General features: G+C 66.4%; 18 protein-coding genes and 1 pseudogene. 7 read left to right on the top strand and 12 right to left on the bottom strand.

Translation table 11 applies throughout. The features are described 5' to 3' along the window. Nucleotides 1-228: 228 nt before the first annotated feature. The 3 genes from HF885_RS06005 to pckA all read right to left on the bottom strand — a co-directional run bounded on the left by HF885_RS06005 (nt 229) and on the right by pckA (nt 5653). Complete coding sequence (locus HF885_RS06005) at nt 229-2052, bottom strand: [FeFe] hydrogenase, group A (protein ID WP_206109823.1); 1824 nt, start codon at nt 2050-2052, stop codon at nt 229-231. Then, a complete protein-coding gene (locus HF885_RS06000; RefSeq protein WP_235927335.1) occupies nt 2046-3851 on the bottom strand; it encodes an NAD(P)-binding protein in 1806 nt (601 codons plus the stop codon). The genes HF885_RS06005 and HF885_RS06000 overlap by 7 nt, the downstream gene beginning before the upstream one ends. 200 nt (nt 3852-4051) lie before the next feature. After that, nucleotides 4052-5653: a phosphoenolpyruvate carboxykinase (ATP) gene (gene pckA, locus HF885_RS05995; RefSeq protein WP_170104028.1), complete on the bottom strand. Its 1602-nt coding sequence runs from the start codon at nt 5651-5653 to the stop codon at nt 4052-4054. 157 nt (nt 5654-5810) lie between these two features. On the opposite strand from pckA, the gene HF885_RS05990 reads away from it, so the two are divergent. Further along, nucleotides 5811-6692 carry an aldose 1-epimerase family protein gene (locus tag HF885_RS05990; protein WP_170104026.1) on the top strand — a complete coding sequence of 294 codons (882 nt, stop codon included), beginning with the start codon at nt 5811-5813 and terminating at the stop codon, nt 6690-6692. 180 nt (nt 6693-6872) lie between these two features. On the opposite strand, the gene HF885_RS05985 is transcribed toward HF885_RS05990, so the two are convergent. The 6 genes and pseudogenes from HF885_RS05985 to rnd form a co-directional block, all read right to left on the bottom strand. Beyond that, nucleotides 6873-8051 (bottom strand): acetate/propionate family kinase, encoded by a 1179-nt coding sequence (locus HF885_RS05985; protein ID WP_170104168.1) that lies wholly within the window; start codon nt 8049-8051, stop codon nt 6873-6875. 213 nt (nt 8052-8264) lie between these two features. Then, nucleotides 8265-8546, bottom strand: a pseudogene (locus HF885_RS05980) (HIT domain-containing protein); the annotation flags it as partial. Between the two features lie 45 nt (nt 8547-8591). Further along, the gene (gene xseB, locus HF885_RS05975) at nt 8592-8861 is read right to left on the bottom strand and encodes an exodeoxyribonuclease VII small subunit (protein ID WP_170104024.1); all 270 of its coding nucleotides are present in this window, start codon (nt 8859-8861) and stop codon (nt 8592-8594) included. Nucleotides 8862-8887: 26 nt separating this feature from the next. Then, nucleotides 8888-10315: an exodeoxyribonuclease VII large subunit gene (xseA, locus tag HF885_RS05970; RefSeq protein ID WP_170104022.1), complete on the bottom strand. Its 1428-nt coding sequence runs from the start codon at nt 10313-10315 to the stop codon at nt 8888-8890. Between the two features lie 2 nt (nt 10316-10317). Further along, nucleotides 10318-11004, bottom strand: a complete 687-nt coding sequence (locus HF885_RS05965; RefSeq protein ID WP_170104020.1) for a zinc metallopeptidase — start codon at nt 11002-11004, stop codon at nt 10318-10320. 226 nt (nt 11005-11230) lie between these two features. Next, nucleotides 11231-12361 (bottom strand): ribonuclease D, encoded by a 1131-nt coding sequence (gene rnd / locus HF885_RS05960; protein WP_170104019.1) that lies wholly within the window; start codon nt 12359-12361, stop codon nt 11231-11233. 126 nt (nt 12362-12487) lie between these two features. Here rnd and HF885_RS10640 point away from each other — a divergent pair, with 126 nt between their 5' ends. The 6 genes from HF885_RS10640 (at nt 12488) to HF885_RS05930 (ending at nt 16432) form a co-directional block, all read left to right on the top strand. Next, nucleotides 12488-13426, top strand: coding sequence for a diacylglycerol/lipid kinase family protein (locus HF885_RS10640; RefSeq protein WP_170104017.1), 939 nt, complete (start codon nt 12488-12490; stop codon nt 13424-13426). 65 nt (nt 13427-13491) lie between these two features. Further along, the gene (locus tag HF885_RS05950) at nt 13492-14211 is read left to right on the top strand and encodes an acyl-[acyl-carrier-protein] thioesterase (RefSeq protein ID WP_170104015.1); all 720 of its coding nucleotides are present in this window, start codon (nt 13492-13494) and stop codon (nt 14209-14211) included. Continuing rightward, nucleotides 14211-14645, top strand: a complete 435-nt coding sequence (locus HF885_RS05945; RefSeq protein ID WP_170104014.1) for a (deoxy)nucleoside triphosphate pyrophosphohydrolase — start codon at nt 14211-14213, stop codon at nt 14643-14645. The genes HF885_RS05950 and HF885_RS05945 overlap by 1 nt, the downstream gene beginning before the upstream one ends. A 44-nt stretch (nt 14646-14689) precedes the next feature. Continuing rightward, nucleotides 14690-14983, top strand: a complete 294-nt coding sequence (locus tag HF885_RS05940; RefSeq protein WP_170104012.1) for a hypothetical protein — start codon at nt 14690-14692, stop codon at nt 14981-14983. Nucleotides 14984-15060: 77 nt separating this feature from the next. Then, nucleotides 15061-15909, top strand: a complete 849-nt coding sequence (gene thyA, locus HF885_RS05935; protein WP_170104010.1) for a thymidylate synthase — start codon at nt 15061-15063, stop codon at nt 15907-15909. 7 nt (nt 15910-15916) lie between these two features. Then, complete coding sequence (locus HF885_RS05930) at nt 15917-16432, top strand: dihydrofolate reductase (RefSeq protein WP_170104009.1); 516 nt, start codon at nt 15917-15919, stop codon at nt 16430-16432. 53 nt (nt 16433-16485) lie between these two features. On the opposite strand, the gene HF885_RS05925 is transcribed toward HF885_RS05930, so the two are convergent. From HF885_RS05925 to HF885_RS05915, 3 genes are all read right to left on the bottom strand, one after another. After that, on the bottom strand, nt 16486-17406 hold the full coding sequence (locus HF885_RS05925) for a PLP-dependent transferase (RefSeq protein ID WP_170104008.1): 921 nt from the start codon (nt 17404-17406) through the stop codon (nt 16486-16488). A gap of 110 nt (nt 17407-17516) precedes the next feature. Continuing rightward, nucleotides 17517-19286, bottom strand: a complete 1770-nt coding sequence (gene thrS, locus HF885_RS05920) for a threonine--tRNA ligase (RefSeq protein ID WP_170104006.1) — start codon at nt 19284-19286, stop codon at nt 17517-17519. A 550-nt stretch (nt 19287-19836) separates the two neighbouring features. After that, nucleotides 19837-20268 (bottom strand): zinc ribbon domain-containing protein, encoded by a 432-nt coding sequence (locus HF885_RS05915; protein WP_090846166.1) that lies wholly within the window; start codon nt 20266-20268, stop codon nt 19837-19839. Nucleotides 20269-20388 lie beyond the last annotated feature (120 nt).

The raw sequence follows: 20388 nt of genomic DNA, 5'->3' as shown, positions 1-20388 counted from the left end.
TTACGCCCAGATGGTATATGTGAAGGGTCTGTGTAGCAACGAACAGTTTTGACAATGTGTCAACATACGCCGCCCACCGAGCCAAATCGTGCGTTCGTAGGCACGCCACGTACCAACGGAACGCCGAGAAGCACAAGGGGGCGGGCCGGAGCATCCACCCCGGCCCGCCCTCGCCTGCCTCGTTGGCCTATGCCTCGCGGTCGCGGCGCCCATGCGACGCCGCGCGGGCTACTCCCCCGCCGCGGGCGCCTCCTCCGCCTGGCGAATCCACTCCGCAGGCATCATCCAGCCGTGCTGGTCCGTGTGCAGGAGCCTCTCGGCGCGCTCGCTCATGGGCTCGCCAAAGTACTCCTCGTAGCACCTCACGATGTCCGGATTCTCGTAGGAATTGCGATACTTAGCCACACGGTCCAGGCCGTACAGCACCTTGCCGCGCGCTCCCGCGAGCTCCTCGCCGTCGTGTATGGGCTGCCCGCCGCCGCCCACGCAGCCGCCGGGACATGCCATGACCTCGGCAAAGTCGTAGCTCACCTCGCCGCTCAGGATGGCGTCGCACAGCTCCTTCGCGTTCTGCAGGCCGGACGCCACCGCGACGCGGACCTTGGTGCCGTCCATGTCGAACGTGGCCTCCTTCCAGCCCTTCAGGCCCCTGACCTCGTCGAACATGTCGTCCTTCGGCACCTTGCCCGTCACGATGTGGTACGCGGTCCTCAGGGCCGCCTCCATGACGCCTCCTGTCGCGCCAAAGATGATGCCGGCGCCCGTGCCATAGCCAAGCGGCTCGTCAAACGGCTCGGGCTCTAGGTTCGCCACGTCCACGTGGTCGGCGCGCAGCATGCGCGACACCTCGCGCACCGTCAGCACGCAGTCCACGTCCGGGTCGCCGCACGCGTCGTTCATGTTGGGGTACGCGCACTCCGCCTTCTTCGCGACGCACGGCATGATGGACAGCGAGAAGATCTTGTGCGGGTCGATTCCCAGCATCTCGGCATAGTAGCTCTTCACCACCGCGCCAAACATCTGCTGCGGGCTCTTGCTCGTCGACACGTCGTCCACCAGCTCCGGGTAGTGCGCCTTCACGAAGCGCACCCAGCCCGGGCAGCACGACGTGAACATGGGGAAGCCGGAGCCGCCGTTCGCGTTCCTGCGCATGTGCTCCAGAAGCTCGGTCCCCTCCTCCATGATGGTGAGGTCCGCCGAGAAGTCCGTGTTCACGATGTAGTCAAACCCCATCGGGCGCAGCGCCGCCACCATGTGCTCGATGGTGGCCTTGTCGTCCGAAAGCCCCCAGTGCTCGGCCCAGCTCGTCCTGACCGAGGGCGCTATCTGCACGATCGTGGTGACGTCCGGGTCGGCGAGGGCGTCATACACGCGCATGACGTCGTCGCGCTCGCGCAGGGCGCCCGTCGGGCAGTGCGTGATGCACTGGCCGCACAGCGTGCAGTCCACGTCGTGGATGTTCGCGCCGCCGGCAACGTCCACCAGGGTGTGGGTCGCGCGGTTCGTGATGCCCCAGACGTGGGAGGCCTGCACCTTGTCGCAGATCTGGATGCAGCGCATGCAGCGTATGCACTTGTCGTTGTTGCGGATGAGCGGGAAGTCGTGCGGCCACGGGGTGTTCGCGAGGATGCTCTTGTACGGGAAGTCGATGATCCCCAGGTCGTTCGAGACCTCCGCCAGCTTGCAGTTGCCGCCCCTCGCGCACGTGGTGCACGTGGTGTCGTGCTGCGCCAGCAAGAGCATCACGTTCTCGCGGCGCGCGAGGCGCACCTTCGGGCTGTTCGTCTTGATGCTCATGCCGTCCAGCACGTAGTTGTTGCACGAGGCCACCAGCTGGTCCACGCCCTCGACCTCGACCACGCACACGCGGCACGAGCCGATCTCGTTGATGCCCCTCAGGTAGCAGAGCGTCGGGACGTTCTGGCCCGCCTTGCGGCACGCGTCCAGAATCGTCGTGTTGCCGGGCACCTGCACCTGCTTGCCGTCGACCGTGACGGTCACGATCCTCTCCGCGTCCCTCGCGGAGACCTTCGTCTTGAGCTGCTCTACCATTCCACGATCCTCCCGCCACGGAACGCGCCGTACCCAAAGTGGTCGCAACGCAGGCACCTGGAGCACTCCTGCATGACCTCCTCGGTCGTGAGGCCGTTCTCGATCTCGTCAAAGTCGCCCTTGCGCTCCTCCGCCTCGCGGAAGGTGGTCTCGCAGCGGCCGCACTCCATCTTCCCCTGGAACTGCACCTGCGGGATGTCCACGTCGAGCTCGATCTTGTGCTCGAAGCCCAGGTAGCCGTCGATGTTGCCCGCCGCGACCTTGCCGGCGTTGATCGCGCGGATCACCGTGGCCGGGCCGGTCTGGCAGTCGCCTCCCGAGAACACGCCGTCGAGCCCCGGTACCTCCGCCGCGGCGTCGGTCACGATGCGCCCCCACTTCGTCTGGACGCCATGCTCCTCGAACGGCTTCGAGTCAATCGCCTGGCCAATGGCCACCATCACGCGCTCGCAGGGGATGGTCACCTCCGGCTTGTCCGCAGGACGCGGAGAAGGACGGCCCCTCTTCACCTCGCCGATGATCTGGGGCTGCACCACGAGCCCGTTCACCTTGCCGTCCTCGCCGACGGAGATGCGCAGCGGCGCGTTAAGCTCCAGCAGCTCGCAGCCCTCCGCCTGGGCGCCGGCGATCTCCTCGTCCTGCGCGGTCATGTCCGCCACGCGACGGCGGTAGATGATGGAGACCTTCTCCGCGCCACAGCGCACGCTCGTGCGCGCGACGTCCATCGCGACGTTGCCGCCGCCCACGACGCACACGCGCTGTCCGGTGTAGTCGGGCATCTCTCCGTCGCCCACGGCCCTCAGCATCTGCACGGCGGACTCGACGCCGTCGGCGTCCTCGCCCTCGAGCCCGAGCTTCTTGTCGGCGTGGGCGCCGATCGCCAGGTACACGGCATCGTACTTCTCGCGCAGTGCCGCGACGTCCGTCACGGACGTGTCGAGCTCGACGTCGATGCCGCGGTCCAGGATCCACTGGATCTCGCCCTCCAGGCGCTCGCGCGGGAGCCTGTACGCCGGGATGCCGTAGCGCAGCATGCCGCCAAGGTGGTGTCGCTGCTCTAGGATCGTGACGTGGTGCCCCATGAGCGTGAGGTAGTAGGCGCAGCTCAGGCCGGCCGGGCCGCCGCCCACGACGGCGATCCTCTTTCCGGTGGGCTCCGCCATGCTGGGGGCGTAGTCCCCCTCCATGTGCTCGCACGCGTAGCGCTTGATGGCGCGGATGTTCATCGGGTCGTCGACCATGCCGCGGCGGCAGTTCATCTCGCACGGGTGCTCGCACACGAGGCCGCAGACCAGGGGCAGCGGGTTGTCCTTGCGGATGAGCCTCACGGCGTCGGTGTTCCTGCCGGCGCGCACGAGCGCGATGTAGCCCGGGATGTCGACGCCAGCCGGGCATCCGGACACGCACGGCACGAGCTGGGACTGCGTAAACCCGCAGGCGCGCTGCGTGACGTGGTGAACGAAGTCGTCGTGGAAGCCGCGGATGGCCTTCAGCGCCATCGCACCCGCCTCGTAGCCGATGGCGCAGTCGGCGGACAGGTAGATGCTCCTCGCGAGCCTCTCGATGTCATCCAGCGTCTGCATGGTGGCCTTGCCGGTGAGCACGTCCGACAGCATGTGCCGAAGCATCCTCAGGCCCACGCGGCACGGCGTGCACTTTCCGCAGCTCTGCGTCGAGCACATGTCGACGAAGGCCATCGTGAACTCCACCGGGCAAGGTGCCAGCGAGCTCACCGCAAGGCGCCGACCAACCGCATCGTGCAGCTCGTCCATGATCTGCTGCGCCTCGCTACGTTCCATTACGTGCATTCTTGCCATAGTTCCCCCAATCGTGGCAAGTCGTCGGGAGCCTCGACGGCTCCCAAAAAAACAGGGGGACGCCGGACAGCGCCCCCCTCAATAACCTATATGACTAGCGATTGATGGTCATTTATTCGTCGGTAAGATGTCAAAATTCGACGGTGAACAACCAATTTGATGCAATCTCCGCCGCGGTTTCGCTACTTTGACAGAGGATGCGGGCCTGCCGCACGCACCTCCTCCGTCATGGAGGTCAGGCGCTTCTGGGCGTTCTCCTCGAACATGCGCGCGAGCTTCTCCGCGGTCCTCTCGTATGCGTCGCCGTCCGCCCACGTGGCCTTCGGGTTCAGCAGCTCCGCGGGAACGCCGGGGCACTCCGTCGGCACGTCCACGTTGAAGCGGTCGTCGTGCACGAACTCGCACTCGTCGATGATGCCGGACTGCGCGGCCTCGACCATGCGGCGCGTGTACTTCAGCTTCACGCGGCTGCCCACGCCGTAGGGGCCGCCGCTCCAGCCGGTGTTCACCAGGTAGACGCGCGTGCCGCCCGTGCTGATGCGCTTGCCGAGCATCTCCGCGTACACCATGGGGTCAAGCGGCATGAACGGCTCGCCAAACAGCGACGAGAACGTGGGCGTAGGCTCCTTGATGCCGCGCTCCGTGCCGGCGACCTTCGAGGTGAATCCGGTCATGAAGTGGTACATGGCCGAGTTCTCGTCCAGCTTCGAGATCGGGGGCAGCACGCCAAACGCGTCGCACGTCAGGAATATCACGACGTCCGGGGTGCGCTTGGCGACGCCCCTCACCACGGCGTTGTCGATGAACTCAACGGGGTATGCGACGCGACCGTTCTCGGTGAGCGACGTGTCGAAGTAGTCGGGCTTGCGGGTCTTCGCGTCGATCACGACGTTCTCGCAGATGGAGCCGAACTTGATCGCGTTGAAGATCTGCGGCTCGGTCTCGGGCGTAATGTTGATGGTCTTCGCGTAGCAGCCGCCCTCGATGTTGAAGACGGAGTCATCCGCCCAGCCGTGCTCGTCGTCGCCAATGAGGAGCCTGTCCTCCGCGGCGGAAAGCGTGGTCTTGCCGGTGCCGGAAAGCCCAAAGAACACCGTGGTGCCGTGGCTGCGGGGGTTCATGTTGCACGAGCAGTGCATGCTCAGGACGTTGTTCTCGACCGGGAGCAGGTAGTTCATCATCGAGAAGATCGACTTCTTGATCTCGCCGGAGTACTGCGTGCCCACAACAAGGATCTCGTGGCGCTCGAAGTTCAGGAGCACCGCGGCCTCGGAGTTCGTGCCGTACTCCTTCGGGTCGAGCTTCAGCATCGGGGCTGCCATCACGACGAAGTCAGCGTCGCCAAAGTCCTCGAGCTCCTCCTCAGTCGGGCGCACGAGCATCTGCCTCATGAAGAGCGCCTGGCTCGCGAGCTCGCACAGGCCCAGCACCTTGCGGGCGTAGCGGCGGTCGGCGCCGGCCAGCGCGTGGACCATGAAGATTCTGCGCTCCGATAGGTAGCCGATGACCTCCGCCCTGATCTTCTCGTATCCCTCGACCGTAAACGGCACGTTCACGCTGCCCCAGGCGATTTTGTCGTGAACGTCCGGCGTGTCGACGATGAAGCGGTCGTGCGGGGAGCGGCCCGTGTACGCGCCCGTGATGACGCGCAGGCTACCCGTCTCCGTGAGGGTTCCCTCTCCGCGCTCGAGCGCCTTCTCGACGAGCGCCGCCGTGGAGCCGTCTATGACCGTCCTGTCATCGGTGTGGTTGATGCCGTACTTTGCAAGCTCCTCAATTACCATTGGACCTCCAAAAGACGAACATGGACTCTTCACATATGACATTTTGAACCTATTACCGGCAAGTTAGAAGAGAGTTTACAATCAAGTCATCCGCAAGATTCGGCGGCCGAGAAGATCTGCCATCCGCGCCTTGGGCCGCATGCCAGAAGGAGGAGTCATGTCGTTGCACTCGTGCGAGGCCGGCGGCCTCGCGTTCACGGTCGATTCCAAGGGCGAGCAGCTCATGAGCCTGCGCAAGGACGGGCGCGAGTACCTGTGGCAGGGAGACCCCACGTGGTGGCCGCGCAGGGCGCCCGTGCTCTTCCCCATCGTCGGCAACATCCGCGACGACCGCGCCCACTCCCGCGGGGGCGAGGTGCGCCTGGGGCGCCACGGCCTCGCGCGCAACTGCGAGTTCGACGCGCTGGATTCCACGGACGGCACGCTCGCGTTCCGCCTTCGCTCCTCCGCCGCCACGCGCCAGTCCTTCCCGTACGACTTCCAGTTCGACACGACCTATGTCGCCGCCGACGGCCGCCTCGCGCAGACGTTTACGGTCACGAACACCGGCGACTCTCCCCTGCCGTTCGTGCTCGGCGGACACCCCGCGTTCAACGTCCCCGTCGCCGGCGACGAGGGCGAGTCCTTCTCGGACTACCGCCTCGAGTTTCCGCGGCCGTGGACGTACGCGAGCCCTCGCATCGACACGTCGACCGGCCTGCTGAACTTCCAGGACCGCTTCCAGCTCCTGGAAGACGCCGACACGCTCGCGCTGACGCGCCGTCTGTTCGACGTGGACACGCTCGTGTTCGAGGACGTGCCCGGCCGCTCCGTGCGACTGGTGGGACCCGCCGGCCACGGCATGCAGGTCGACTTCGACGGCTTTGACTACCTGGGCGTCTGGTCCGCCGCAAACGACGCGCCTTTCGTGGCACTCGAGCCTTGGACCGGCTGCGCCACCGCGACCGACGAGGACGACGAGTTCGAGCACAAGCGCGGCATGACGACGCTTGCGCCGGGCGAGAGGCGCGCGTGGTCGTTCTCGCTCATGCCCCTGTAGGGCCGCGCCCATTCCAAGCGAGCGTCCGCGCGGCGCGCAGAGACGCTTCGCGACCTTGCACGTGAGATTTCGCCCAGACAACGGGCCGGCACGACAAAGGGCGGATGGCGACCCGTATCGCCATCCGCCCCGTTTCTTGCGCTCTTCTCGCCCTGCGGCCCCTTGGCCGAAGGCTGAGTTCTAGCCGAGCAGCGCCTCGACGTCGAGGGCGATCATGAGCTCCTCGTTCGTCGGGACGACGAGCACCTTCACCTTGGAGTCGTCGGTGCTGATGACGCGCGGCTCGTCGGAGCGGACCTCGTTGGCCTTCTCGTCGATCTTGACGCCGAGCCACTCGAGCTCCTTCGCGACGCCCAGGCGCATCTCGGCGGAGTTCTCGCCGATGCCGGCCGTGAAGACCATGGTGTCGAAGCCGTGCATGGACTGCGCCATCTCGGCGATGAGCTGGCTCGTGCGGTAGTAGAACATGTCGAGTGCCATCTGGCAGTTGGCGTCACCGTTGTGCGCGCCGGCCTCGATGTCGCGCGAGTCGGACGAGACGCCGGAGACGGCGAGCAGGCCGGACTGCTTGTTCATCATGGTGTCGACCTCGTCCACAGAGTAGCCACCGACGCGCTGGAGGTAGCAGACGGTGGCGGGGTCGATGGTGCCGCAACGGGTGCCCATGATGAGGCCGTCGAGCGGCGTGAGGCCCATGGTGGTGTCCATGTCGTGGCCGTCCTCGATTGCGGAGAGGGACGCGCCGGAGCCGAGGTGGCAGGAGACGAGCTTGTGGACGTCGCCGTTCAAAAACTCGCTCGTGGTCTTCCAGATGTAGCGGTGAGAGGTGCCGTGAGCGCCGTACTTGCGGATGTGCAGCTTGTCGACCACGTCACGCGGCAGCGCGTAGCGCCAGGCCTTCTCGGGCATGTTGTAGTGGAACGAGGTGTCGGCGACGATCACGTTGCCGATGGAGGGGAACATCTCGCGGCAGATCTCGATGACGTCGGCCTCTGCGTAGTTGTGCAGCGGCGCCAGGGGCGCGACCTCGCGCACCCAGCCCAGGGTCTCGTCGGTGACGACCTTGGACTCGGGGAAGTACCAGCCGCCCTGGACGACGCGGTGGCCGATGCCCTCGATCTTGTCGGTGTCGAAGCCCGCCTCGGCCAGGATGTCGAAGACGTGCTTGATGGCGGTCTTGTGGTCAGGGAGGGCGACCTCCAGCTTCTGCTTGCCGCCGTCGTTCTCCTCGTGACCGATGAAGGATCCGTCGATGCCGATGCGCTCGCAGTTGCCCTTTGCATAGACCTTCTTGGTCGCGGTGTCGAGCAGCTGGTACTTCAGCGAAGAGCTGCCGGCGTTGATCACGAGTACTATCATGAGTCTCCTCTCGCGCGGTGCATGACCGCATAGCTTCGATAAGCCCAAATGACTAAAGAACCTTGGACATATTAAACCCGCGGCACCTCTTTCGCCACAGGAAAAAGGTGCCGCGGGCCATAGCTCCACCATATCCGTGGAGATTCGGCTAGATGATCCTCTCGCCGAGGGGCTTTCGCCCAGCACGTGCATGTGCAGGTGCATGACCGTCTGGCCCGCCGCCTCGCCGGTGTTCGCTATGACGCGGAAGCCGGTCTTGTCGATGCCGGTCCTCTTCGCGACCTCCTTGATCGCGTTCGCCATCGCGGCGAGGACCTCGCCGGGAACGTCGTCCACGATGTTGTCGTAGTGGTCCTTCGGCACCACGAGCACGTGCACCGGGGCCTGGGGGTTCATGTCCTTGAACGCGCACACGAGGTCGTCCTCGTACACGTAGTCGGACTCGATGTCGTGGTTCGCGATCTTGCAGAAGATGCAGTCGTCCTTCTTGGCCATGCTGGCACTCTCCCTTGTTTGCGTTCTCCGCCTGCCGAAAGCCGTCTAGTCGTCCAGGAACGCCGTCGCCGGCGCCGCGGTGCTGTCCGCCTTCACGTCCGTGTCGGACGCGTCCATCAGCACCTGGACCTTCTGCTCCGCGTTCGCGAGGCGCTCGCGCAGGCTCTTCAGGAGCTCGACGCCCCTCGTGTAGCGCGCGAGCGACTCCTCGAGCTCCAGATCGCCCGCCTCGAGCGACCTCACGATCTGCTCCAGCTCGATGGAGGCCTCCTTGAAGCTCATCTCGTCAATGTTCCTGAACTCGGTCTCTGCCATGTCTCCTCCAAGTTGCATGCGTTACGTCAGCGTTCCGGTGCGGATTTTCCTGCGGTGTCGACGGCACTCACCGTCGCCTCGAACGAGCCCTTGCCCAGAAGCACGCTCACCGCGTCGCCGGGGGCGAGCCTCGAGGCGTCGCTCACGACGTGGCCGGCCGGCCCCCGCGCGATCGCGTACCCCCTGCCGAGCACCCTCAGCGGCGAGAGCGCGTCCAGCTGTCCCGCCATGCGCGCAAGCCCGCTCTCGTACGGTGCGAGCAGCCTCGTTCCCAGCACGCCGAGCGCGCGTCCGCTCTGGGACACGCCCTTCTCGGCACGAGCGAGCGCGCCCGGCATGGCGCCTCGAAGCGATCGCGCGTCGCCCTCGACGCCGTCCGCAAGACGAGAGATCAGCCGGGGCATCGAGGCCGCGAGACGCTCCTCCGTCATGTTGAGCTGGGCGGACCTGTCCTCGATGGTGGAGTACGGGTCCGTCAGGCACTTGCGCGACGCCATGGACTCCACGTACAGGCGCCTCTTGTCGAGGTACGCCCGCATCGCCACGCGAGAAGAGCCGTCCAGCTGGTCGACGGCCGCGACGTCTGCCCTGACGATGCCCTGCATGGTGCGCACGAGGCGCGTCCTGCGGTCCTCTATCATGCCCACGATCTCCTCGAGCGCGGGCGCCACGGACTCGGCCGCGGCCGTGGGCGTGGAGCAGCGCCTGTCGGACACCATGTCGCAGATGGACGTGTCCGGCTCGTGCCCGATGCCCGTGACGACGGGCACGGGGCTGGCCGCGACGGCGCGCGCAAGCGCCTCGTCGTTGAAGGTCATGAGGTCCTCGAAGGACCCGCCACCCCTTACGAGCAGGATGGCGTCCGGCCGCGCCTCCGCGGCGACGCGAAGCGCGCGGATGATCGTCGCCGGCGCACCGGGCCCCTGCACGGAGCAGCCGACCTCCTGAATCTGGACGAGGGGGTTTCGCCGCGCGAGCGTGCGCTTCACGTCGTCGATCACGCTGCCGGAGAGCGACGTCACGACGCACACGCGCGTGCAGAAGCGCGGGATGGGCCTCTTGCGCTCCTGCGCCATGAGGCCCTCTGCCTCGAGCCTGCGCGCGAGCTCCGCGACCTTCTGCCTGAGTGCACCCTCGCCCGCGAGGCTCACCGTGCGCGCGACGAACGAGAGCCTGCCCGAGCCCTTGTACACGTTGAACTTGCCGCCCATGACGACCTTCAGGCCGTCCCTGAGCGCAAAGCCGCACTTCTGGTACGTGCCGCGCCACACGATGGCGTCCATGGCGGACTGGTCGTCCTTCAGCTGGAAGTAGCAGTGCCCAGAGCGCGCGTTGGGGCCGCGGAAGCCGCTGACCTCGCCCGTTACGACTAGCGAGGGTATGGCGTCCACGTGCGCGCCGGCGACGGTGACCGCCTCGTGCACCGAGAGCGGCCCCTCCTGTGCAGCACCCACGGCTAGTTCCTGTCGCCCGTGCGTCCGAGCAGGTACAGCAGCTGGAGCACGGAGATGAGGGCCGCGGCGACGTACGTGAGGGCCGCCGCCGTCAGCACCTGGCGCGCTCCGCGCTCGTCGATGCCGCCGCCCGCCGTGGAGAGGTAGCGCACGGCCCGGCGCGACGCGTCAATCTCGACCGGGAGGGTCACGAGCTGGAACAGCACGGAGAACGCGAAGAACGCGACCGCGAGCTGCGTGAGGCCGGCGATGCCGAGCACCATGCCGATGACGAGGACGATCGCCCACGTGCGCGACGTGAAGTTTACGACGGGCACGAGCGCCGTGCGGAAGCGGCCGAACGCGTAGCCCTTCGCTGTCTGGACCGCATGGCCGGCCTCGTGGCATGCGACGGCGACGGACGCAACGGAGCCCCCCTCGTAGTTCTCGCTCGAGAGGTGCAGGTTGTTGTCGCGCGGGTCGAAGTAGTCAGTCAGGTGGCCGTCGACGGTGCCGATGCCCACGGACGAGGCGCCGGACGAGTCGAGCATGGCGCGCGCGACCTGGGCGCCGGTCTTGCCCATGGACGCCGGCACACGCGACCACTTCTTGTACTGGGAGTTTATGTAGGACTGCGTGATGCCGCCCAGGACGATGGAGAGGATGATGATCCCTAGGTAGGCGTAGTCCATGCCGTAGCCGTAGTACATGTGATTCTCCGATCTAGTAGACGTATGGAGTCCTTGTACCCAACGCGGTGGACACAAATTCCCCCGGAGCCGAACCCGTAACGCAATCGGGGCCGCGCCGCAGCGCCCAAACAACAAATCGCGATTTGCTGTAAGCCGCGTCGCCGGTCGGGCTCGCTGCGCGCGAATCCGGCACGAAAGGCGGCGTCGCGGTAGCGAACGTCGCGCACGAGAGGCGTGCCCGAGGCTACAGCAGCTCCACCCTGCCGTCCTTCACGGTGAGCCCGACGCTGCCGGAAAGCAGCCCCTCCAGCTCACGTCCGGCAAGCTCGTAGCGCCACGACTTCATGAGCCGCGACCCCTTCCTGCCGCTCGCGACGTCGAGCAGGTCGTCCCTCGTCGCGATCACCTGCGTGGCGACGCCGCTCTTCTCGGATATCAGGCGGAGCATCGCGTACATGAGGTCCACGACGCTCTCCGTCTCGGCGGACGGGCGGTCGTGGCGCTTCGTCTGGGGATAGTCGTCGGGCGGGCACGCGACGCCGCGGCCCACGGCGTCGACCATGCCCTGCGCGTCCTTCGCGCTCAGCTGCTCCGTGCCGCGGATGCGGCGCAGCCTGTCCACGGAGCGCGGCACTCGCTTGCACGACTCGATGATGACCTCGTCGGACACGACCCACTTGCGCGGGATGTTGCGGTCCGCCGCGACCACGTCGCGCCACGCGCTCACCTCGCGCGCGACTGCAAGTTGCTTGCGCGTGAGCGAGCCGGAGCGCTTCAGGTGCAGGTACGCGAGCTCCGGGGGGCGCGAGAAGTGCTCGCGACTCGTGACCTCGGCCATCTCGGGGGCGATCCACGATATCCTGCCGCGGCGCGTGAGCTCCTCCGTCATCTGCCGGTATATGCCTGGCAGGTAGCGCACGTCGTCCTCCGCGTACTGCAGCTGCTCGGGGTCGAGGGGGCGCCTCGACCAGTCCGTGAGCGACTCCGCCTTCGGGAGCCTCACGCCGCAGCACGCCTCCACGAGGGCGCCGTAGCCTATCTGCTGGCGGTAGCCCAGAAACGCGGCCGCGACCTGCGTGTCGAACACGGGGGCGGGAATGCAGCCCATCTCCTCGAGGATGACCTCGAGGTCCTGGGTGCAGGCGTGGAACACCTTCGTGATCGACTCGTCCTCGAACAGCGCCCGGAGGCTCGAGAGGTTGCGGATGAGGATGGGGTCCATGGCCGCGGACTCGTCCTCCGTCGCGACCTGGATGAGGCACAGCTTGGGATAGAAGGTCTTCTCGCGCAGGAACTCCGTGTCGACGGCAAGCACCCGCGAGGATGAGGCTCGCTCGCAGAACGCGGCAAGCTCCTTTGAATCAGATATATACACGCAAGCTCTTTCGTTGATTGTGTCAGCATTCGCCCTGCGCCGACGGGCGTTACGCTATCCTTTGTGGATATGGCTCGCGACGTCGGCGCGACTACACCATGATACATAACAAGGCGGGAGGGCATCGTGCGCATCCTCATCGTTCACAACCTCAAGTCGGGCATGAGCTCGATCGACGTATTCGACTTTGTCCACGCGCTCATGCGCGAGGACGACGAGATCGTCATCCGCGGCCTCGACTCCAACTCGCAGGGCGAGGAGGAGCTGCGCGACGCGGAGTCCTTCGACCTCGTCGTCGTTTCGGGCGGCGACGGCACCGTGACGAGCCTGCTGTACGAGCTGCGCGACCGCAACGTCCTGACCTGCGTCTTCCCCTCTGGTACCGCGAACCTCGTGTTCGAGAACCTCGCGAACGCCCCGGAGCCCGCCTCCATCGCGAAGGCGTGCCGCGACGGCTACTTCGTGCGCGCGGACTTTGGCGAGATCTCGTGGACGGACACGGACGGCAACAGCGACTCGCGCGGCTTCGGCCTCATGGCGGGCTCGGGCTACGACGCCGTGCTCATGCGCGAGGCCATCCCCAACAAGCAGATCATAGGCGAGGCCGCGTACTTCACCGCGGCCCTCGCGAACGCCCACCCCAAGGTGGAGCACTTCACCATCACCGTCGACGGCGAGACGTTCGAGCGCGACGGCATCGCCTGCATCGTCGCGAACACCGCCAAGATGCAGGCCGACATCCAGATCGTGCCGGACTGCTCCATGTCCGACGGCAAGCTCGACGTTATCGTGCTCGAGACCTCCGATGCCGTCCAGCTGCTCGTCCCCATCTTCACGGGGCTCTTCGACAAGCAGGCAAAGGGCGGCAGGCCCTTCATCGAGCACTTCTCGGGCAGCGAGATCGAGGTGAGGTCCGACTCGCCCATCCCCATGCAGGTGGACGGCGACACCATCCCCGGCATGGTCATGGGCTACAAGGCCCACGTCATCCCCCGGTGCAACAAGCTCGTCGTCGACCAGGCGAGCCCGTACTTCGACCGCAGGAACCGCGTCGAGCTGGGATAGCACAACGGAGCAAGAGCGCCTTGGCCCCCGGAGTCCGGGGGCCTTTGCGATGCGATAGGAGACAGATGTACACGTTCGAGAGCAGGGTCCGCTACAGCGAGTGCGCAAGCGACGCGCGGCTGTCGCTTCTGGGGCTCGTCAACTACCTGCAGGACTGCTCGTGCTTCCAGAGCGAGAGCCTTGGCATCGGCCTAGACGACATGAGGAGGAACCACTATGCGTGGTTTCTCTCCGCCTGGCAGATAGAGATCGAGGACCTGCCGCGCTTCAACACGCCCATCGCCGTCAGCACATGGTGCTACGGCGTGAAGCGCCTGCTCGCCAGCAGGAACTTCACCATATCGGGCCAGGACGGCACCCCGTACGTGCGCGCGGACTCGCTGTGGTTCCTGTTCGACACGAAGCTCGGCCGGCCCATCAAGTTCCCGGAGCCCCAGATGGCCTACCTGGAGGACACGCCGCGCCTGGACATGCCGCCCACGCGGCGCAAGATCGACGTCGAAGGCGACTTCGCATGCGCGCCCGCGCTCACGGTGACGCGCCAGCACCTGGACACGAACGGCCACGTCAACAACGCGCAGTACATCCAGATGGCGCTCGACGCGCTCGAGCAGACAGGCCAGGCCCTTGTGCCGTGGCGCATCACGGTGCAGTACGAGTCGATGGCGCTCTTGCACGACACCGTGGAGCCGCAGGTGTTTCGCTCCGAGGGCGGCCGCACGGTCAGGCTCGCGCGGCCGGACGGAGAGCCGTACGCGATCGTGAGGATAGAGGTGCGCGACTGATGGGCACGCAGGACGACAGGCCAGTGGTTCGCGTGGTGGCGGCGGTCATCTGGAGGGACGACCGCGTGTACGCCGCCCAGCGCGGATACGGCGACATGAAGGACGGCTGGGAGTTCCCCGGCGGCAAGGTCGAGAAGGGCGAGGCGCCGGAGCAGGCGCTGCGCCGCGAGGTGAGGGAGGAGCTTGGCTGCGAGCTGGGCGGCGTGTTCTACCTTGACACCGTGGAGCACGACTACGACGACTTCCACCTGAGCATGGACGTGTTCGCGTGCACCCCCGCCGCGGGCGAGGCGCCCCACTCGAGGGAGCACGAGGCAGAGCGCTGGCTTGCGCGCGACGAGCTCCTGGACGTGGGGTGGCTCCCCGCGGACCGCGACGTCGTCATGAGCCTGGGCATGAGCTGGGACGAGGTGTTCACGGAGGGGCGCCTGTAGCCGCAGCTGCTATGATAATGCCCTGAGTTAGAGAAAGGATATACATGCCAGACACCCAACCGGTCGCGAGCGACCAGACGAGCATGGCCCAGGCGGACGCCGCGACGCGCCCCGCAGTGATAGAGACGGCATCGGCCACGACGTCGCCGGACAACGCGAACTCCGGCGCGAAGCCGGTGGTGATCGCCGCGGTCGGCGTGGTGGTCCTTCTCCTTCTGGCGAACGCGCTTGGAGGGTTCGTCGCGGGCGTCACGAGGTTTGCCCTCCTGAACGAGCTGGGACGTCACTCGGACACGATTGAGCTTGACGTGCCCGACGGCGCGTACGGGGTACTCTGACGACTCCGACGCATGGAACACCTACGACGACCAGGACGGCTGATGGAGCCAGGGCAGCATCCACGAAGGAGGCACGCATGAGCAAGGCTGACGACATCTTCATCTCCATGTGCCGGGACATCATCGAGAACGGCACCACGACGGAGGGACAGAAGGTCCGCCCGCACTGGGAGGACGGCACGCCGGCGTACACCATAAAGCAGTTTGGCGTGTGCAACCGCTACGACCTGCGCGAGGAGTTCCCCGCGCTCACCCTCAGGCGCACGGCGCTAAAGAGCTGCATGGACGAGGTCCTGTGGATCTACCAGCGCAAGTCGAACAACATCCACGACCTGAAGCCGCACATCTGGGACGAGTGGGCAGACGAGGACGGGTCGATCGGCAAGGCGTACGGCTACCAGGTGGCCCAGGTGAGCCACTACGCGGACGGCGACTTCGACCAGATGGACCGCGTGCTGAAGGACCTGCGCGAGAACCCGTTCAGCCGCAGGATCATGACGAACCTGTACACGTTCTCCGACCTGTCCGAGATGCACCTGTACCCGTGCGCGTACAACGCGATCTACAACGTGACGGAACGGCCCGGCGACGACAAGCCCACGCTGAACATGGTGCTGGTGCAGCGCAGTCAGGACGTGCTTGCCGCGAACAACTGGAACGTGTGCCAGTACGCCATCCTGCTGATGATGGTGGCGCAGGTGAGCGACATGCACGCCGGCGAGCTGGTTCACATGATCGCGGACGCCCACATCTACGACCGCCACGTCGACATCGTGCGCGAGCTCATCAGCAGGCCGACCTACCCCGCCCCGAAGGTGCGCCTGAATCCGTACGTGCACGACTTCTACGACTTCACGACCGACGACCTCATCGTGGAGGGCTACAGCCACGGCCCGCAGGTGAAGGACATTCCCATAGCGATCTAGGAGGACCATGGACGCCATCGTTTCCGTCACGCGCGACTGGGCCATCGGTAAAGCCGGCAGGCTGCTGGTCCGCAACAAGGCGGACATGCACCGCTTCGTGGAGCTCACGCGCGGCTGCACCTGCGTCATGGGCCGGAAGACCTACGAGAGCTTCCCGGGAGGTCCGCTCAAGGGCCGCCGCAACGTGATCGTGACGCACGACGCCGCCTACGTGCCGCCCAAGGCGGAGGACCTCCCCGCGGGCACGACGGTGGACGTGGTGACGTCTCCGCAGGCGGCGCTCGACGCGACGTCCGCGGACGCTCGCGTGTGGCTCATAGGCGGCGAGTCGCTGTACCGCGCCCTTCTTTCCCGCTGCTCCAGCTGCTACGTCACAAGAAACGACACGGTGGTGCCCGGCGCGGACGCGTTCTTCCCGAACCTGGACGAGGACCCTTCGTGGGTGCTCGCCGAGCGCGAGGACGGCGGCGTCACGAAGGCGGGCGTCGCATTTGACTTCGCGCGCTACGACAGGCGCGCGTAACGTCTGATACGGACGGGCACGGGGCCGTCCATCCACTACGATGGCCGCAGGGCCTACGGGCGGAGAAGAGCCTCCGCCGCGGCCACGAGCTCCCTCGCGTCCCCACAGCCGCACTCGACCCTGAGCCACGCGCCGCCCGCGGCCGTGGCCAGGCGCTGCACGCGGCTTGCCGTGGCGCCGGGCACGTATCGTCCGCACAGGTCGACGGAGCCGTCCACGCTTTGGTCCACCGCGCGCCACGCGACGTCCGCATCCACGAGCACGTCGACGACGGGACCGAAGCCGTCCTCCAGGTTCGCGGCCGCGGCCTCGTACGAGGGGTCGTCCGTGAGGCCGGGGTAGCGCACGTCGCGCACCACGGGGTGGCAGCGCAGGTATGCCGCCATGACCTGCGCGACGTCGTTCGCGCGGCGGCGGCGCTCGTCGAAGGTCGCCATGCCGGCCGCAAGCGCGCGCAGCCGCTGCCCGTCCGGCACGGGCAGCGCAGACGCCACGTCCGCCATGCCGGCGCAGCCATCCCTTCCCTGCAGGGCCTCGCGGCGGAGGCCCACCATCGCCATGCCGCAGCCGGACTGGCAGACGACGCGGTCGAGCGAGGCGAGGGCAACGTCCGCCCCCAGCCTGCCGGCGGGGCATCCCAGTGCGGACGTCAGGCTCACGTCAACCGCAAGCGGAATGCGCTCGGCGACGGGCGCCTCGTCACGGCGGCGCGCCAGCGTCCGCACGTCGCGCATGCGGATGGGCGTCCCGCCGAGGGGCTCCGCCACGGCCGTCGGGTCGATTCCCAGCCGGCGTGCCACGTCCGCGACGTCCGGCGCCGCAACGACCCACGCGCGGCTACGGCCGCCAAGGGCCCGGGCAAAGGTGCGGCAGGCGTCCCGCAGGGTCTCCCCCGCCAAGGCGTCGCGCCCTTCTCGCCCGGCGTGCGGCGCGTCCATGCGTGCCGCGTCCGTGCGCGTTTGCTCCTGTCCCATCGCTCTCCCCTCCCGGCGCGTTTCGCCCCCGTGGCGCACGTGTGCCGCCGTCGCAAAAGGGGCCGCCCCGCGGGACGGCCCCTGTCTTGCCAAGATGGTGTCGCGCTGCCCTAGCCGCGGCGCTCCTTGATCTCGGCGCAGATGTCCTTCACGAAGTCGGCAAGGTCGCGCTGCGTGGTCTCGTTCGTCGCGCGGTCGCGGACGCTGATGTTGCCGGCCTCCTTCTCCTTCTCGCCCAGGATGAGCATGTAGGGGACGCGGTCCACGGAGCGGGCCTCGCGGATCTTGTAGCCGATCTTCTCGTCGCGGTCGTCCACCTTCACGCGGACGCCGGCGTCGCGCAGCGTCTGCGCGACCTCGTTCGCGTAGTCACGGGTCTTCTCGCTCACGGGGAGCACCTTGACCTGGCAGGGCGAGAGCCACGTGGGGAACTTGCCGGCATACTGCTCGATGAGCATGCCGATGAAGCGCTCGAAGCTGCCGAAGCCCGCGCGGTGGATCATGATCGGCTGCTTCTTGGTGCCGTCCTTGTCCACGTACTCAAGCTGGAAGTTGTGCGGCAGCTGGAAGTCGAGCTGGATGGTGCCGCACTGCCACTCGCGGCCCAGGCAGTCCTCCAGGTGGAAGTCGATCTTGGGGCCGTAGAACGCGCCGTCGCCGGGGTTGAGCTTGTAGTCCACGTGCATGGCCTCGAGCGCCTTCTTCAGGCCCTCCTCCGCGCGCTCCCAGTCCTCGTCGGAGCCCATGGAGTTCTCCGGGCGGGTGGACAGCTCCACGCGGTACGGGAAGCCAAACTGCGCGTAGTATGCCGTGATCAGGTGCGCGACGTCCGTCACCTGCTCCGTGATCTGGTCCGGACGGATGAACAGGTGGGCGTCGTCCTGCTGGAACTCGCGCACGCGGAACAGGCCGTGCAGCGCGCCCTTCAGCTCGTGGCGGTGGTCGATGCCGGCCTCGGCGAGCTTCAGCGGCAGGTCACGGTAGCTGCGCGGCTTGCTCTTGTAGATGAGGCACGCGCCGGGGCAGTTCATCGGCTTGATCGCGTAGTCCTCGTCGTCGATCTTCGTGGTGTACATGTTCTCTTTGTAGTGGTCCCAGTGACCGGAGGTCTCCCACAGCTTGCGCGAGAGGATGATCGGCGTCTGCACCTGGTCGTAGCCGTACTTGTCCTGCATCTCCTGCCAGTACTGCATGAGGGAGTTGCGGATGCGCATGCCGTTGGGCAGCCAGAACGGGAAGCCGGGGCCGGCCTCGTTCATCATGAAGATCTCCATCTCCTGGCCGATCTTGCGGTGGTCGCGCTTCTCGGCCTCCGCCAGCAGGGCAAAGTGCTCGTCCATCTCCTGCTTGTTGCGGAAGGCGACGCCGTTGACGCGGGTGAGCATCTTGTTCTTGCTGTCGCCCTTCCAGTACGCGCCAGAGACGCCCGTCAGCTTGAACGCCTTCAGCGCCTTCGTGTACAGGATGTGCGGGCCCACGCACATGTCAACGTACTCGCCCTGCTTGTAGAACGTGATGCGCGCGTCCTCGGGAAGGTCGCCGATGTGCTCCACCTTGTACTTCTCGCCGCGCTCCTCCATGTGCTTGATGGCCTCCGCGCGCGGGAGCTCGTACGTCTCGAACTTCAGGTTCTCCTTGCAGATCTTGCGCATCTCGTCCTCGATGGCCGGGAAGTCGTCCTCGGAGATCTTGGTGCCCTCGGGAAGGTCGATGTCGTAGTAGAAGCCGTTGTCCGTGGCGGGGCCGTACGCGAAGTCCGCCTGGGGGTACAGGCGCTTGATGGCCTGCGCCATGATGTGCGCCGCGGAGTGACGAAGTACGTGGAGCTCCTCGTCGGCGGGAACCTCTCCCACGTGACCGTCGTTGTAAAGAACCTTCATGCTCGCAACCTTTCGTGTGTGGGGCGTGCCCGCCATGGGTCCCGCCCTCAGACATTGCCGTGAAATGATGTAAGTGCCGTGTGATGACCTTGCTCATACCAAGGGAGAAGAGCGTGCGCGCCCGGCCGAAGCCCTGGGGTCAACGCAGCGCGGCGCCTGCCGCAAGACGGCGCGTGGCCGTCCCATCGAAAGGACAGGCGCCTAGATAGTCGTCGTAGTGGTGGTGGGAATACCGTTCGCGTTGGCGCGACTCGCGCGCGTGCGTGGGCAGAACCTGTACTCGTCACTGTTCGAACGCATGACCTGACGACTCCCCCGTGCCTGACGGCACGACTTGCGTTTGCCGACGGCCCACGGCCGTTCGCAAACCAATTACAGACGTGACTACTTTACAACAGCTTCGTGCGATATGTGGCCGCGACCTCCGCGTCAGCCAAAAGCCACATGCGCAGGCACGCGAGGCGGCCATGCACCCGGCACGAAAAGGGCACCGCGACTTGCGCGGTGCCCTTGCAGGTGACTTCCTTGTGCGACGCTATCGGATGTCGCGCTACTGGATGCGGGTGCGGCAGTACGGGCACACCTTCCAGTCCGCGTTCAGCGGGCGGTGGCAGGTGGGGCAGACGTTGCGCACCTGGGTGTTGCAGATGGGGCACACCACGAAGTCGCGGTCGATGGGCGCGCCGCACTTGGGGCAGATGCCATAGTGGCTGAGCTGGTGCTCGCGAAGCGCGATGTCCAGGTCCTGCTCCTCGCGGTCCACCAGGTAGGAGCTGGGACGCAGGATCACGTACGCCAGAAGGCCCACGATGGGGATGATGGAGATGACGGCCCACAGCCACCAAGGCTCCGCCCCGCGGCGCTGGGCGTCGCGGATGACGTAGACGATGGAGAGGATGTAGAGCATGACAAGGCACGCAACCATGAGGTAGAGCACCATGCGGACTTCGGGCGTAATCAGCTGGTCGAGAAGCTCAGACATGTCTTAGTGACCTTTCTTATTTGACATACGTGCTTCCCGGCTTGCGCTCGCAGGAAGCTGCAGCATCGCAGAAGATTGTAACAGACTGCGCGCGGGCGCCGCGCGCGATGGGCATTTGTG

Source organism: Parafannyhessea umbonata, assembly GCF_012844235.1.
In the GTDB taxonomy this organism is placed as follows: domain Bacteria; phylum Actinomycetota; class Coriobacteriia; order Coriobacteriales; family Atopobiaceae; genus Parafannyhessea.
The sequence above is the reverse complement of the archived record's forward strand: the minus strand, read 5'-3'. Positions and strand labels throughout refer to the sequence as shown.

Excerpts from the sequence above, each read along its gene's own strand:
- thrS (WP_170104006.1), bottom strand. The coding sequence starts at position 19,286 with ATGAAGGTTCTTTACAACGACGGTCACGTGGGAGAGGTTCCCGCCGAC.
- xseB (WP_170104024.1), bottom strand. The coding sequence starts at position 8,861 with ATGGCAGAGACCGAGTTCAGGAACATTGACGAGATGAGCTTCAAGGAG.
- pckA (WP_170104028.1), bottom strand. The coding sequence starts at position 5,653 with ATGGTAATTGAGGAGCTTGCAAAGTACGGCATCAACCACACCGATGAC.
- HF885_RS05925 (WP_170104008.1), bottom strand. The coding sequence starts at position 17,406 with ATGGGACAGGAGCAAACGCGCACGGACGCGGCACGCATGGACGCGCCG.
- thyA (WP_170104010.1), top strand. The coding sequence starts at position 15,061 with ATGAGCAAGGCTGACGACATCTTCATCTCCATGTGCCGGGACATCATC.
- HF885_RS05950 (WP_170104015.1), top strand. The coding sequence starts at position 13,492 with ATGTACACGTTCGAGAGCAGGGTCCGCTACAGCGAGTGCGCAAGCGAC.
- HF885_RS06005 (WP_206109823.1), bottom strand. The coding sequence starts at position 2,052 with ATGGTAGAGCAGCTCAAGACGAAGGTCTCCGCGAGGGACGCGGAGAGG.
- HF885_RS05990 (WP_170104026.1), top strand. The coding sequence starts at position 5,811 with ATGTCGTTGCACTCGTGCGAGGCCGGCGGCCTCGCGTTCACGGTCGAT.
- HF885_RS05985 (WP_170104168.1), bottom strand. The coding sequence starts at position 8,051 with ATGATAGTACTCGTGATCAACGCCGGCAGCTCTTCGCTGAAGTACCAG.
- HF885_RS06000 (WP_235927335.1), bottom strand. The coding sequence starts at position 3,851 with ATGGAACGTAGCGAGGCGCAGCAGATCATGGACGAGCTGCACGATGCG.
- HF885_RS05915 (WP_090846166.1), bottom strand. The coding sequence starts at position 20,268 with ATGTCTGAGCTTCTCGACCAGCTGATTACGCCCGAAGTCCGCATGGTG.
- HF885_RS05965 (WP_170104020.1), bottom strand. The coding sequence starts at position 11,004 with ATGTACTACGGCTACGGCATGGACTACGCCTACCTAGGGATCATCATC.
- HF885_RS05930 (WP_170104009.1), top strand. The coding sequence starts at position 15,917 with ATGGACGCCATCGTTTCCGTCACGCGCGACTGGGCCATCGGTAAAGCC.
- HF885_RS05940 (WP_170104012.1), top strand. The coding sequence starts at position 14,690 with ATGCCAGACACCCAACCGGTCGCGAGCGACCAGACGAGCATGGCCCAG.
- HF885_RS05945 (WP_170104014.1), top strand. The coding sequence starts at position 14,211 with ATGGGCACGCAGGACGACAGGCCAGTGGTTCGCGTGGTGGCGGCGGTC.